The 11,909-nt window shown below is 67.2% G+C and carries 11 protein-coding genes; 2 read left to right on the top strand and 9 right to left on the bottom strand.

The annotated features are described in order from the left end of the window. Positions 1-4 precede the first annotated feature (4 nt). From ACZ46K_RS17260 to nadA, 4 genes are all read right to left on the bottom strand, one after another. Positions 5-1,423, bottom strand: coding sequence for a WS/DGAT/MGAT family O-acyltransferase (locus ACZ46K_RS17260; RefSeq protein WP_464743818.1), 1,419 nt, complete (start codon positions 1,421-1,423; stop codon positions 5-7). Between the two features lie 168 nt (positions 1,424-1,591). Continuing rightward, complete coding sequence (gene nadC / locus ACZ46K_RS17255) at positions 1,592-2,458, bottom strand: carboxylating nicotinate-nucleotide diphosphorylase (RefSeq protein WP_464743816.1); 867 nt, start codon at positions 2,456-2,458, stop codon at positions 1,592-1,594. 1 nt (position 2,459) lies between these two features. Further along, a complete protein-coding gene (locus tag ACZ46K_RS17250) occupies positions 2,460-4,031 on the bottom strand; it encodes an L-aspartate oxidase (RefSeq protein ID WP_464743814.1) in 1,572 nt (523 codons plus the stop codon). After that, positions 4,028-5,059: a quinolinate synthase NadA gene (nadA, locus tag ACZ46K_RS17245; protein ID WP_464743812.1), complete on the bottom strand. Its 1,032-nt coding sequence runs from the start codon at positions 5,057-5,059 to the stop codon at positions 4,028-4,030. The genes ACZ46K_RS17250 and nadA overlap by 4 nt, the downstream gene beginning before the upstream one ends. 83 nt (positions 5,060-5,142) lie before the next feature. Between nadA and ACZ46K_RS17240 the strand changes: the two genes are divergently transcribed. Both ACZ46K_RS17240 and ACZ46K_RS17235 read left to right on the top strand, forming a co-directional pair. Beyond that, entirely contained in the window at positions 5,143-5,853 is a 711-nt protein-coding gene (locus ACZ46K_RS17240; protein ID WP_054810683.1) for an NUDIX domain-containing protein, read from the top strand. Positions 5,854-5,923: 70 nt separating this feature from the next. Continuing rightward, complete coding sequence (locus ACZ46K_RS17235; RefSeq protein WP_054807497.1) at positions 5,924-6,871, top strand: aldo/keto reductase; 948 nt, start codon at positions 5,924-5,926, stop codon at positions 6,869-6,871. A gap of 69 nt (positions 6,872-6,940) precedes the next feature. Here ACZ46K_RS17235 and ACZ46K_RS17230 read toward each other — a convergent pair whose 3' ends face one another. Genes ACZ46K_RS17230 through ACZ46K_RS17210 form a run of 5 tightly spaced genes read right to left on the bottom strand, consistent with a single transcriptional unit; the run spans position 6,941 to position 11,775 of the window. Next, positions 6,941-8,119 (bottom strand): lipid-transfer protein, encoded by a 1,179-nt coding sequence (locus ACZ46K_RS17230; RefSeq protein ID WP_464743810.1) that lies wholly within the window; start codon positions 8,117-8,119, stop codon positions 6,941-6,943. Continuing rightward, on the bottom strand, positions 8,119-8,565 hold the full coding sequence (locus ACZ46K_RS17225) for a MaoC family dehydratase (protein WP_464743808.1): 447 nt from the start codon (positions 8,563-8,565) through the stop codon (positions 8,119-8,121). Before ACZ46K_RS17225 ends, ACZ46K_RS17230 begins: the two co-directional genes overlap by 1 nt. Beyond that, the gene (locus tag ACZ46K_RS17220; protein ID WP_464743806.1) at positions 8,562-9,674 is read right to left on the bottom strand and encodes an acyl-CoA dehydrogenase family protein; all 1,113 of its coding nucleotides are present in this window, start codon (positions 9,672-9,674) and stop codon (positions 8,562-8,564) included. Before ACZ46K_RS17220 ends, ACZ46K_RS17225 begins: the two co-directional genes overlap by 4 nt. Next, positions 9,674-10,612, bottom strand: coding sequence for a bifunctional MaoC family dehydratase N-terminal/OB-fold nucleic acid binding domain-containing protein (locus ACZ46K_RS17215; protein WP_464743804.1), 939 nt, complete (start codon positions 10,610-10,612; stop codon positions 9,674-9,676). Before ACZ46K_RS17215 ends, ACZ46K_RS17220 begins: the two co-directional genes overlap by 1 nt. Beyond that, positions 10,609-11,775 carry an acyl-CoA dehydrogenase family protein gene (locus ACZ46K_RS17210; RefSeq protein ID WP_054810662.1) on the bottom strand — a complete coding sequence of 389 codons (1,167 nt, stop codon included), beginning with the start codon at positions 11,773-11,775 and terminating at the stop codon, positions 10,609-10,611. The genes ACZ46K_RS17215 and ACZ46K_RS17210 overlap by 4 nt, the downstream gene beginning before the upstream one ends. Positions 11,776-11,909: the final 134 nt, after the last annotated feature.

Below are 11,909 nucleotides of genomic sequence, written 5' to 3'. Positions count from 1 at the left end.
CAGGTCAGACCCCGACCTCGGCCACATCCACCTCGAACGAGATCCCGACGGCATGTTCGAGCGCGACGAGTTCGGCATCCAGGTGGTCGAGCAGCGTTCCAAGATCCGGAACAGTACGCCGACATGCGGTGAGTCCAAAGGCAATCCGATCGTCGGTACTGGTGCACGTGATGTTCAGAGCCTGCCCGTCGAGCGGAACCGAGAGGGGATACACCGCGTCGACGCGAGCACCGTTCCAATGGAGTGGGGTGTCGGGGCCGGGCACGTTGGAGATGATGACGTTGAACCCAGGACGCGACAGCACACGGTTCCCGGTCAGCACACCCAATGCCAACGGCGCCACTCCGACTGCGCTGGCGGCCAGCCGGGACACAGTCGACATCCCACTCATCGACTTCTTCCCGTCCGACATCGAGGCACGCACCCCGGCGAGTCGCTGCGCCGCCTCGGGCCGATCGGTGCCGAGCGAACACATCAGGACGCCGAGATCGTTCCCGCTGTCCTTGCCGTTCCGCAAGGCGACGGGCACCATCGCGACCAGCGACTCGTCGGGAAGTGAATCCCGTTCGGCCAGGAACGCGCGCAGCGCTCCTGAGCACATCGCGAGCACCACGTCGTTGAGAGTCGAATCGGATTCCTTGGCGACCATCCGGAGGCGTTCGAGCCGCCAGGCGCGCGCGGCGAACCGCCGTGAACCCGCGATGGGCACGTTGAGAATCGTCTGCGGCGCCGCGAGCGACAACGATCCGCCTCGATCGTGCACGGCACGGTTGACGGTCCCGATGACCGTGGGTACCAGACCGAACGCCTCCGAGATCACTCCGCGGGCAGCGCGCATCGCGGTGCTCGGCATCTCGATGGCGGTACCGACGACCGAGCGCTGCGGGTCCGAGGTGTCCGGGGCCGCCCACGGCGCCGGCATTCCCGTCTCGTCGGGGTCCGAACTCAATGCGCGGCGAAGCAGCCGCATCGCACCCACACCGTCGGCGAGAGCGTGATGCATCTTCATGTAGAGCCCGTACCTGCCGTCGGCGAGTCCCTCGATCAGATACATCTCCCACAGGGCACGAGTGCGGTCGAGTAGCGGCGCATGCAGGCGTGAGACCAGTTCACGCAATTCGGTAGTGGATCCTGGGCTCGGCAGCGCAGTGAATCGCACGTGATACTCGAGATCGAACGACGGATCGTCCTCCCACGCCCACTGACCGAAAGTGGCCAGTGAACGCACGGCCCGCTTGCGCCACAACGGAGCAGCGTCCTCACCGTCGCTCCGGGCGATCGCGTCGACGAACATCTGCCGCAGATCGCTCGCTGTGCGCCCCTCCGGAGGTTCGAATACGACAAGACCGCCGACATGCATCGGATGCTCCCGGGTCTCACCGAGCAAGAACATCGAATCCGTCGGTGACATCGGCAGCCGCATGTGTCGTCCTTCTGTTCCCTACGCGGCGAGCCCCCTGACTCACCGAAACCGCCGGTGACCGAGGTCACGCGAGGGCTACTCGTAGTTCTACGTCATGATCTCCCGCTTCGCCACCGGAAGCTACACGTCCGGGCCCTCACAAGTCTGTGCTTCTACTGCCCGAGACTTCTACATGTCCAAGCCGAGGTCCAGCACGGCGACCGAATGGGTCAGGGCTCCGACAGCGAGGTAGTCGACGCCGGTGCGGGCGTAGTCTCCGGCGACCTCGAGCGTGAGTCCACCCGACGATTCGAGCCGGGTGTTCGGCGCGTGAGTGTTGCGGCGCTGCACGGCAATCTGGGTCTGCCACAGCGGGAAATTGTCGAGCAGGATCAGGTCGACGTTCTCGGCCAGGACCTCGTCGAACTGCTCGAGGCTGTCGACCTCTACCTCGCACGCGACGTCCGGGGCGTGCGTGCGCACCGCACGCAGCGCAGCGACCACCGACCCCGCGGCCGCAACGTGGTTGTCCTTGATGAGCGCTTCGTCGCCGAGCCCCATGCGATGGTTGACGCCGCCGCCGACCCGCACGGCGTATTTCTGCAGTGCCCGCATGCCGGGGAGGGTCTTGCGGCTGTCGCGGATCTTCGTCTCCGTGCCCGCGACCGCGTCGACCCAGTGCGACGTGGTGGTGGCGATCCCCGACAGGTGGCACACGAGGTTGAGCATCGTCCGTTCTGCGGTGAGCAGCCCGCGGGTGGGCGCCTCGAGGGTGAGCACAGCGTCGCCGGACACCACTCGGTTCCCGTCCTCGACGCGGCCGAGCACCGTGTAATGGTCGGCTCCGACGACCTCGTCGAGCACGAGCAGTGCAACGTCCAGACCCGCGACGGTGCCTGCCTGTCGCGGCGACATCGTCGCCGTGGCGACCGCATCGGCGGGCACCGTCGCGTCGGTGGTGACGTCGGGACCGTACCGCAGGTCCTCGTCGAGGGCCTGTCGCACGAGTGCGCGGGTCTCGTCGACATCGAGTCCGGCGGGCAGCACGGTGGCCATGTCAGTTCGCTCCTGTGAGTTGTGGTGTGGTCACGACGAATTCCCCGTCGTGAAGACTCTGATCGATCGAGTACGCCTGCCCTGGATCGGTGGTCGGATGATCCGTTCGGGTGTGGCATCCGCGGGATTCGGTGCGCCGCAACGCCGCACCCGCCAGAGCGCGCGCGGTGAGGGTCAGGGCCGCGTCCTCGAGGTCGGTCACGTCGCGGCACGGGTGCGCGGTCGCACCGGTCAGGACGGTGTAGGCGGCATCGAGACCGTCCTCGTCGCGCACGACGAGCGCGGCGCGGGTCATCTCGCGCTGCAGAGCGGTGCGATCCAGTCGCGGCAGGGCAGGGAGCGTCGCGTCGCGTACCTCGACGTGCAGGCCGCCTCGCTCGGACGCTGCGGCCGCTCCGGCGCGCTCCCCCACCACAAGACCTTCGAGGAGGCTGTTCGACGCGAGCCGGTTCGCGCCGTGCAGACCCGTCCGCGCGACCTCGCCCGCCGCATACAGACCGGGTACGCCGGTGCGTCCGTGCACATCGGTGACGACACCGCCGCACGAATAGTGCGCGGCCGGCGCGACCGGAAGCAGATCCTGTGCGGGGTCGAGTCCTACCTCGGCGCACGACGCGGTGATCGTCGGGAATCGCTCCGCGAAGCGCTCGAGGTGGCGGGCATCGAGGAACACGTGGTCGTCACCGAGAGTGGCGAGCCGCTCGGCGATCGCCCTGGACACGACGTCGCGCGGAGCGAGATCCCCGAGCGGGTGCACGCCGGCGGTGACCGACCTGCCGTGTGAATCCACCAGGATCGCGCCCTCTCCGCGGACCGCCTCGCTCACGAGCGGGCGGCGCCCGACGCCGCCCGCGGCGAACAGCACCGTCGGATGGAATTGCACGAATTCGATATCGCTGATCACAGCCCCGGCATGCACTGCGAGTGCGATGCCGTCGGCGGTCGCACCGGCAGGGTTCGTGCTGCACGCGTAGAGCTGCCCGAGTCCGCCGGTCGCGAGCAGCACCGCGGGAGCGTGGATGACACCGAAGCCGCGCGCATCGAGGACGAGTACCCCGGTGACACCTCGTTCGTCGGTGAGAACGCGCGCGACGGCCGCGCCGAAAAGGACAGGAAGACGAGCCGCGCCCAGAGCGCGCTGCACCTCGGCCCCGGTGGCGTCGCCACCGGCGTGGATGATCCTGCGGGTGCTGTGCCCGCCTTCCCGGGTGCGGGCGACATCACCGTCCCGCCCACGATCGAACACCGCGCCGAGATCGGTCAGGGCCGCGATCGCGGCCGGGCCTGCCGCCACGATCGATCGGACCGCATTCTCGTCGCAGAGCCCCCCACCCGCGGCGAGGGTGTCGGCGACATGGGATTCGACGCTGTCGCCCGTCGGGGCAACCACGGCGATGCCGCCCTGTGCGTACTGCGTCGCAGTATCGGTGGGTCCCCCCTTGCTCACCGTGAGCACCTGTAGGCCCCGCAGCGACGCGGCGCGCGCTGCGGTGAGCCCGGCAACGCCGCCACCGACCACGACGAGGTCGGTGTGCGCTTCCCAGCTCACCCCGGCGCTCACGGTGGGTGTCACTCTCCGCTGCCCGGATTGCCGATCGAGATCATCCGTTGCACCGACAGGCGGGCGCGTTCGGCGACCGCGGGGTCGACGTGGACCTCGTCCCTGCGTTCACGAAGGCAGCGCAGCAGGGCGGCCGGGGTGATCATCTTCATGTACGGGCACGATGCGCGTTCGTTGACCGGCTGGAAATCGATGCCGGGCGCAGCTTTCCGCAGTTGGTGCAGCATTCCGACTTCGGTGGCCACAAGCACCTGCTTGGCGCTCGTCGCGCGGGCGGCGTCGATCATGCCGCCGGTCGAGAGGATCTTGACCTTGTCGTCGGGCACGAAACCCTCGCCCGCGAGGTAGAGCGCGGAGGTCGCACACCCGCATTCGGGATGGACGAACAGGTCGGCGTCGGGGTGCGAACGGGCCTGGGCGGCGAGTTCGTCACCGTTGATTCCCGCGTGCACGTGGCATTCGCCTGCCCAGATGTGGATGTTCTCTCTGCCGGTCACGCGTTTGACGTGTGCGCCGAGGAACTGGTCCGGCAGGAACAGCACCTCGCGGGCGGGGTCGATGGATGCGACGACGTCGACGGCGTTCGACGATGTGCAGCAGATGTCGGTCAGTCCTTTGACCTCTGCCGTGGTGTTGACGTACGAGACGACGACGGCGTCGGGATGATCGGCCTTCCACTCCCGCAGCTGATCCGCGGTGATCGAATCGGCGAGCGAGCACCCCGCACGCTCGTCGGGGATCAGCACCGTCTTGTCGGGGCTGAGGATCTTGGCCGTCTCCGCCATGAAATGCACACCGCAGAACACGATGGTGCCCTCTTCCGCCTCCGCGGCGATCCGCGAGAGTGCCAGGGAGTCGCCGACGTGATCGGCGATGTCCTGGATGGCCGGCAACTGGTAGTTGTGCGCCAGCAGGGTCGCGTTCTGCTCACGGGCGAGTCGACGAACTTCGTCGGCCCACTCCGGCGTCGCCTCGATGCCGGAGTAGCCACCCGGCCCGTCGACGATTGCGGCGGCTCCCGCCCACTCGGTCGTGGTCATGGCGTTGCTCCTTCGTGCGGTGCAATCCGGGCGGGCTGTGCTCGGATTTCCGTTCTCGTGGTTTTCGACTTAGGGTCGAAAACATGTCATATAGTAACACCGGTCACGAAGTGCTCATCGTGGTGTTCCAGGTTCGCCACTTCCCGGCCGCCTCGGACACACCCCGATCCGGCCCCGAACTCGGTGTTCTGCTATGGCAACGCGCACTCGATCCACAATCCGGCACCTGGTCGCTGCCCGGCGGCCGACTCCGCGACGACGAAGACCTCACGTCATCGGCCAGGCGGCAGCTCGCCGAGAAGGTCGACGTGCGCGAAGTCGCACATCTCGAGCAGCTTTCGGTGTTCTCGGCCCCGGATCGGGTACCCGACGCCCGCACCATCGCGTCGACCTACCTCGGCCTGGTGCCGATCACCTCCGATCCGCAACTGCCCGAGGACACGGCATGGCACCCGGTGGCCGACCTGCCGGAGATGTCGTTCGATCACGGGGTGATGGTCGCCAACGCGCACGCCCGTCTCGCCGCCAAACTTTCGTACACCAACATCGCCTACGGGCTCACCCCGGCCGAATTCTCGATGTCGACGTTGCGCGACATCTATGGCGCCGCGCTCGGGTACCAGGTCGATGCGACCAACCTCCAACGGGTGCTCGCCCGCCGGCACGTCCTCACCCGGACCGGCACCACCGCACCCTCGGGCAAGAGCGGCGGACGACCACCCGCGCTGTATCGATTCACCGACTCGCGCCTGCGGATTACCGACGAGTTCGCGGCATTGCGTCCACCGGGATGATCGGACACATGTCCGGCCGGCCTCCGGATAGGGTGCGCGAGGACACCACATCACCTACGACGGGAGCGCAGTGGCAACAATCGGTAATTCTGAACTCGACATCTTCCCCCTCGCGCTGGGCGGCAACACGCTCGGCTGGACAGCAGACGAAGCCACGTCGTTCGCGATCCTCGACGCATTCATGGCCGCAGGCGGCAACTTTGTGGATTCTGCCGACTCGTACTCCGCATTCGCCCCCGGCAACTCCGGTGGAGAATCCGAGACCGTGCTCGGAAACTGGAAAGCATCTCGCGGTATCGGCGACGAGATGCTGGTGGCAACCAAGGTGGGCCATCATCCCGAGTTCACGGGACTGTCCCCGCAGAACGTAGCGGCCGCCGCCGATGCGTCTCTCAAGCGGCTGCAGTCCGACCACATCGACCTGTACTTCGCACACTCCGACGACCCGGAGACTCCGCTCGACGAGACCGCCGCAGCCTTCGACGCGCTCGTCCGCAGCGGGAAGGTCCGCTACATCGGCCTGTCGAACTACTCCCCCGGACGCGTTGCCGAGTGGCTGGCGATCGCGGACGAGAACGGCTTCGCCCGGCCCGTGTCGCTGCAGCCGCACTACAACCTCGTGCACCGCGCGGAATACGAGCGGGGATATGCACCTCTTGTCGCCGAGCACAACCTGGGAGTCCTGCCCTATTACGGACTCGCCGCGGGATTCCTGACCGGTAAGTACCGCACGTCCGCGGATTTCGAGGCCGGTATACGCGGGCGGATGGCATCGCAGTACTTCTCCGATTCCGGACTTGCCGTGGTCGACGCGCTCGCCGAACTCGCAACCATCCACGCCGTGGAAATCCCGACGGTTGCACTCGGGTGGCTGCTGCACCGGCCCGGCGTGGTCGCACCCATCGCAAGCGTGAGCCGCATCGAGCAGCTTCCCGCTCTACTCGATTCCACACGTCTGGTGCTCAGCGATCTCGAAACCGATCGCCTGACATCGTTGTCGAACACCATCGACGCGTAACGACCCGGCAGCCCCCACGGCGCCTCGCTTCGAGCGCCGAGGGGACTGCCGTCTCGTACGTGAACCAGGTCAGACGGCGCCGAGGATCAGGCCACTCGTGGGCACCGCGGTTCCCGCCGTGACCATCACATTCTCGACGTGTTCGGGCTGATTGGTGGACGACCCCCGCAGCAACCGGACCGCCTCGGCGATGCCGTTGACGCCGTGCAGATACGCCTCACCGACCTGACCACCGTGAGTGTTGCTCGGCAGCCGTCCACCGATCTCCAGATTGCCCTCTCTGATGAAGTCCTTGGCCTCGCCGACTCCGCAGAAGCCGAGTTCCTCGAGCTGGGGAAGCACCAGCGGCGTGAAGTGGTCGTAGAGGACCGCGGCATCGATTTCGTCCGGCGTCAGACCGGCCTGTGCGTACAGTTGACGGCCGACCAGACCCATCTCCGGGATACCCGAGATGTCGGGACGGTAGTAGCTCGTCATCATGTGCTGGTCCTTACCGCTGCCCTGCGCGGCGCCCTTGATGATCGCGGGTTTGTTGCGCAGATCCTTCGCACGCTCGGCGGAGACGATGACCAGCGCCTGCCCACCGTCGGTCTCCTGGCAGCAGTCCAGCAGATGCAGCGGCTCCGAGATCCACCGAGAGTTCTGGTGGTCCTCCAGCGTGATCGGCTTGCCGTAGAACCACGCGGCCGGGTTGTTCGCGGCGTGCTTGCGGGCCACCACCGCAACACGGCCGAAGTCCTCACTGGTGGCGCCGTACTGGTGCATGTAGCGGCGGGCGAACATCGCGACCCACTGTGCGGGTGTAGCCAGCCCCTGCGGAGTCAGCCACGCATACGCGGCCCGGTCCGCGGTCGAGTCCATCGGACGGTCGTGCTGGCCCAGGCCGAAGCGCATACCCGAACGTTCGTTGAAGGCGCGGTAGACCACCACTACATCGGCGACACCGGTCGCCACGGCCATCGCGGCCTGTTGCACCGACCCACACGCGGCACCGCCGCCGTACCCGATCCGGGAGAAGAACTTCAGCTCCCCCAGCCCGCAATTGCGGGCAACGAGGATCTCACCGTTGGTCTCCATCGTGAAGGTGGACAGACCGTCGACCTCGGACGGGTCGATACCGGCGTCGGCGAGCGCGGCAACAACCGCCTCGCACGCGAGCTGCAGCTCGGAACGACCGGACTTCTTGGAGAACTCGGTGGCGCCGATACCGACGATCGCGGCGGCACCCGAGAGCGGACTCGGAGACATCAGGCGTCCTTCCCTTCACCGGCCGGATACGCGACCGTGACCGTGCCCGAGAGGTGGTTGCCCAGGCTGTTCGCGCCGACGACCCTCACTTCGACGACACCGTCCCTCTTCGACAGCACCTCGCCGGTCATCGTCATGGTGTCGCCCGCATAGTTGGGGGCGCCGAGCCGGATCTTCACGCGACGCACCGTCACGTAGGGGCCGGCCCAGTCGGTGACGAATCGTCCGGCCAGACCGTTGCTGGTGAGGATGTTCATGAACACGTCCTTCGAGCCGCGTTCGCGCGCCAGCTCGGGGTCGTGGTGCACGTCCTGGAAGTCACGCGTGGCCATCGCGGTGGCCACGATCAGCGTGCGGGTGAGCGGGATCGCCAGCTCGGGCAGTACCTCGCCGACCGTGACCTCGTCGTAGCTGCGCCCGGCCGGCGCGGGTGCGAGGCCGGTCATGCGACCACCTCGACACCGGCCGCGAGCTGCGCGCCCAGACGGGCGAGGTCGGAGGCGGAACCACCGAGGGTGGCGCCGATCTGCTTGCCCCACAGCAGGTGCCGGTGTACCGGGTAGTCGGTGTCGACGCCCATTCCGCCATGCACGTGCGTGGTGCGGTGCACGATTCGCTGGCCACCGTCGGTGGCCCACCACTTGGCGACCAGCACGGAGGTGCCAGGCTCCTGGCCTTCGGCGAGCAGCCACGCGGCCTGCCACAGGGTCACGCGCATCGCCTGGAGGTCGATGTAGCAGTCGGCCAGCTGATGGTTGACGGCCTGGAACGTCGCGAGCGGGCGCCCGAACTGGTGCCGGCCGTTGAGGTACGTCACTGCCTGCGCCACGGCACCGGAACCGACGCCGAGCGCGAGCGCCGAGAGCGCGAGCTCTACCCGGCTCTGCAGCCACTGCGCGGTACTGCCGCCGGCGGGCCCGAGCGGCTCTGCGGGAGCGGACTCGAATGTCACGTTGCCGCAGATCTCCCAGTCGGTGGACTGCGTCTGCTCCACCGAGACGCCGTCTGCGGCCAGGTCGACGACGAACAGCGCCGGCCCGGACGGCGTGGTCGCCGAGACGATCGCACGGTCCGCGATGTGGGTGATCGGGACGACGGCCTTGGCGCCGGTCAGCGTCCACCGGCCGTCGATCTCAGCGGCCTCGGTCTGCGGGTCACCGTCGACGTACGGGCCGAATTCCTCGAGTCCGATGGTCAGGAAAGCGCTGCCGTCGGCGACACCGGGGACGAGCGCAGCGCGCTGGGTATCGGTGCCGAACTCGACGACTGCGAGGGCTGCAAGGGCCGTCTGCCAGATCGGCACCGGTGCAACGTGCCGGCCCTGCTGCTCGAGGAGCACATACAGTTCGGCCAGGCCGAGTCCTCCACCGCCGTATTCCTCGGGCAGGGCGATGCCGAGCAGACCCGTGGTCACGAGTTCGCGCCACAGGTCCCGGTCGATGCGCTCGTCGCTCAGTTCGACCTGCTTGACGCGGTCGATACCGGCCTTGCTGGTGAAAACCTCATCGGCGAGGGTGCGAATTGCCTCTTGCTCTTCGCTGAAGTTGAAGTCCATCAGTGCTCCTCCAGTGTGGCCGGCCGGAACGCGGGCAGCGTCAGATCCGGGTCGGCGTCGATCCAGTCCAGTTCCACTGCCATGCCGACCTCGACATCCTCCGGTGCGATACCCGTCATGTTCGCGATGAGGCGGGTGCCCTCGTCGAGCTCGACGGTCGCCACGACGAGCGGATACTCGAAGCCGGGGATCTGCGGATGGTGGTTGACGACAAAGCTGTACACGTGGCCACGACCCGACGCGTCGACCGTGTCCCACTCGAGCGACCTGCACTGACCGCACATCGGTCCGGTGGGGTGCCGCAGGGTGCCGCAGGCTGTGCAGCGCTGGATCACCAGGCGGTGCGCCTTCGCAGCCTCGAACCAGAAGGCGTTGTCGGCGTTGAGCGCCGGGCGCGGGCGCAATCCCGTGGGCTTCTCGGCGGCCTTCGGCCGGAAACGGAGCGTGCGCCACCGCTGGGTCGCGACGACCTCGTCATCACCGTTGCGATAGGTCTTGAGGGTGGTCACGAAATGTCCGACACCGAGTCCGGTGGACTTCTCTCCGGAGATGTCCTCGATCACCTCGGTGAACGACACCCGGTCGCCGGGACGCAGCTCGGCGAAGAACTCGAAGTCGGAGTCGGTGGCGACGACAGAGCTGAATCCTGCACCGTCGAGCGTGGCGATCAGATCCGTCCACACCTGGGACGGATCGTTGTTCGCCATCTTGTCGACGAAGGTACGCATGATCCACACCTGCGTCATGAGTGCCGGCGCCACGGCGCCGTCCCGTCCGGTGGCACGTGCGGCATCGTCGTCGAGGTGGATGGGGTTGGTGTCGCCCATGGTCTCGACCCAGTGCCGGATCATCGGAGTGTTGACCGCGTCCGGTCCCCACGTCGTGGGGACGAGGGTCTTGCCCTCGAATGCCTCGAGCTCGGTGAGGAATTCGCTCACTTGACCCTCTTCTCACGCACGAGACCGAGGCCCATCGTGCCGACCATGTCGCGCAGCACCTCGTTGACGCCGCCGCCGAACGTGTTGACCATGCCCTGTCGCGAGATCTGCTCGATCTGACCGGCCAGCAGCGCACCCGGCGACTCCGGGCGGATACGACCCGCAGCACCGAGAATGCCGAGCAGAGTGCGATAGACGTCGATGTGTGTCTCGGTACCGTAGGCCTTGGTGGCGCCGGCGTCGGCACCGGACAGGGTGTCCGCCGAGACGGCCGCGGTCATCTTCCAGTTCAGCAGGCGCATCGCCTCGAGTTTGGCGTGTGTGCGCGCAAACTCCTGCTGCACCCAGGGGATCTCGATGGCACCGTTCTCCCTGGCCCAATCGAGGGTCTGCTGCCACAGGCCGTAGGTGCGTCCGCCGATCGCGGCGAGACCGACGCGCTCGTGGTTGAGCTGCGCGGCGATCAGCTGCCAACCGCCGTTGACCTCACCGATGACGTCCTTGCGCGGCACCCTGATGCCGCTGTAGTACGTCGAGGTGACCATCAGGCCACCGACCGTGTTGATCGGCGACCAGGAGAACCCCTCATCGTCGGTGGGCACGACCAGGATCGAGATGCCCTTGTGTTTGGGCGCCTCAGGATCGGTGCGGCATGCGAGCCACACGTAGTCGGCGGTGTTGGCACCGGAGGTGAAGATCTTGTTGCCGTCGACCACGAACTCTTCGCCGTCGAGGACGGCGCGGGTCTTGAGCGAGGCGAGGTCGGTGCCGGCCTCGGGCTCGGTGTAGCCGATCGCGAAGACGATGTCGCCGGCGAGAATGCCCGGCAGGAAGCGTTCCTTCTGTTCCTCGGTGCCGTACTTCATCAGCGTCGGCCCGACGGTGTTCACCGTGACGAACGGGAACGGCAGACCGGCGCGCTGCACCTCGTCGAAGAAGACGAACTGTTCCTCGATCGAGCGGCCCTGTCCGCCGTACTCCACAGGCCAACCGATACCCAGCCAACCGTCCTGTCCCAGCAGTTTGACGACCTCGCGGAAGTACTCCCCACCCACGCCCTGCTCTCCGGCCTTGCGCCGCTTCTCCTCCGGCATCAGGCCCGCGAAATACGCGCGTAGTTCCCGCCGTAGCTCCTGCTGCGCCGCCGACTCCCTCAACTCCATCGATGCTCTCCCGTTCCTCGCTATCGCACAAAGCTCGGACGCTACGGAGATTTCCGCACTCGATCGGTTGCGGTCTCATTGAGCGGTAGATTCTCGTGCCCGAGCATGAACGGGCGGTGCGGCCGGGACGCGCC

It is taken from the genome of Rhodococcus sp. JCM 9793, from assembly GCF_055380405.1.
Note: the sequence above shows the minus strand (reverse complement) of the source record. Positions and strands in the feature narration are given on the sequence as shown.

Bases quoted from the DNA above. Each gene is read 5' to 3' on its own strand.
- ACZ46K_RS17260 (WP_464743818.1), bottom strand. From the start codon at position 1,423: ATGCGGCTGCCGATGTCACCGACGGATTCGATGTTCTTGCTCGGTGAG.
- nadC (WP_464743816.1), bottom strand. From the start codon at position 2,458: ATGGCCACCGTGCTGCCCGCCGGACTCGATGTCGACGAGACCCGCGCA.
- nadA (WP_464743812.1), bottom strand. From the start codon at position 5,059: ATGACCACGACCGAGTGGGCGGGAGCCGCCGCAATCGTCGACGGGCCG.
- ACZ46K_RS17240 (WP_054810683.1), top strand. From the start codon at position 5,143: ATGTCATATAGTAACACCGGTCACGAAGTGCTCATCGTGGTGTTCCAG.
- ACZ46K_RS17230 (WP_464743810.1), bottom strand. From the start codon at position 8,119: ATGTCTCCGAGTCCGCTCTCGGGTGCCGCCGCGATCGTCGGTATCGGC.
- ACZ46K_RS17225 (WP_464743808.1), bottom strand. From the start codon at position 8,565: ATGACCGGCCTCGCACCCGCGCCGGCCGGGCGCAGCTACGACGAGGTC.
- ACZ46K_RS17220 (WP_464743806.1), bottom strand. From the start codon at position 9,674: ATGGACTTCAACTTCAGCGAAGAGCAAGAGGCAATTCGCACCCTCGCC.
- ACZ46K_RS17210 (WP_054810662.1), bottom strand. From the start codon at position 11,775: ATGGAGTTGAGGGAGTCGGCGGCGCAGCAGGAGCTACGGCGGGAACTA.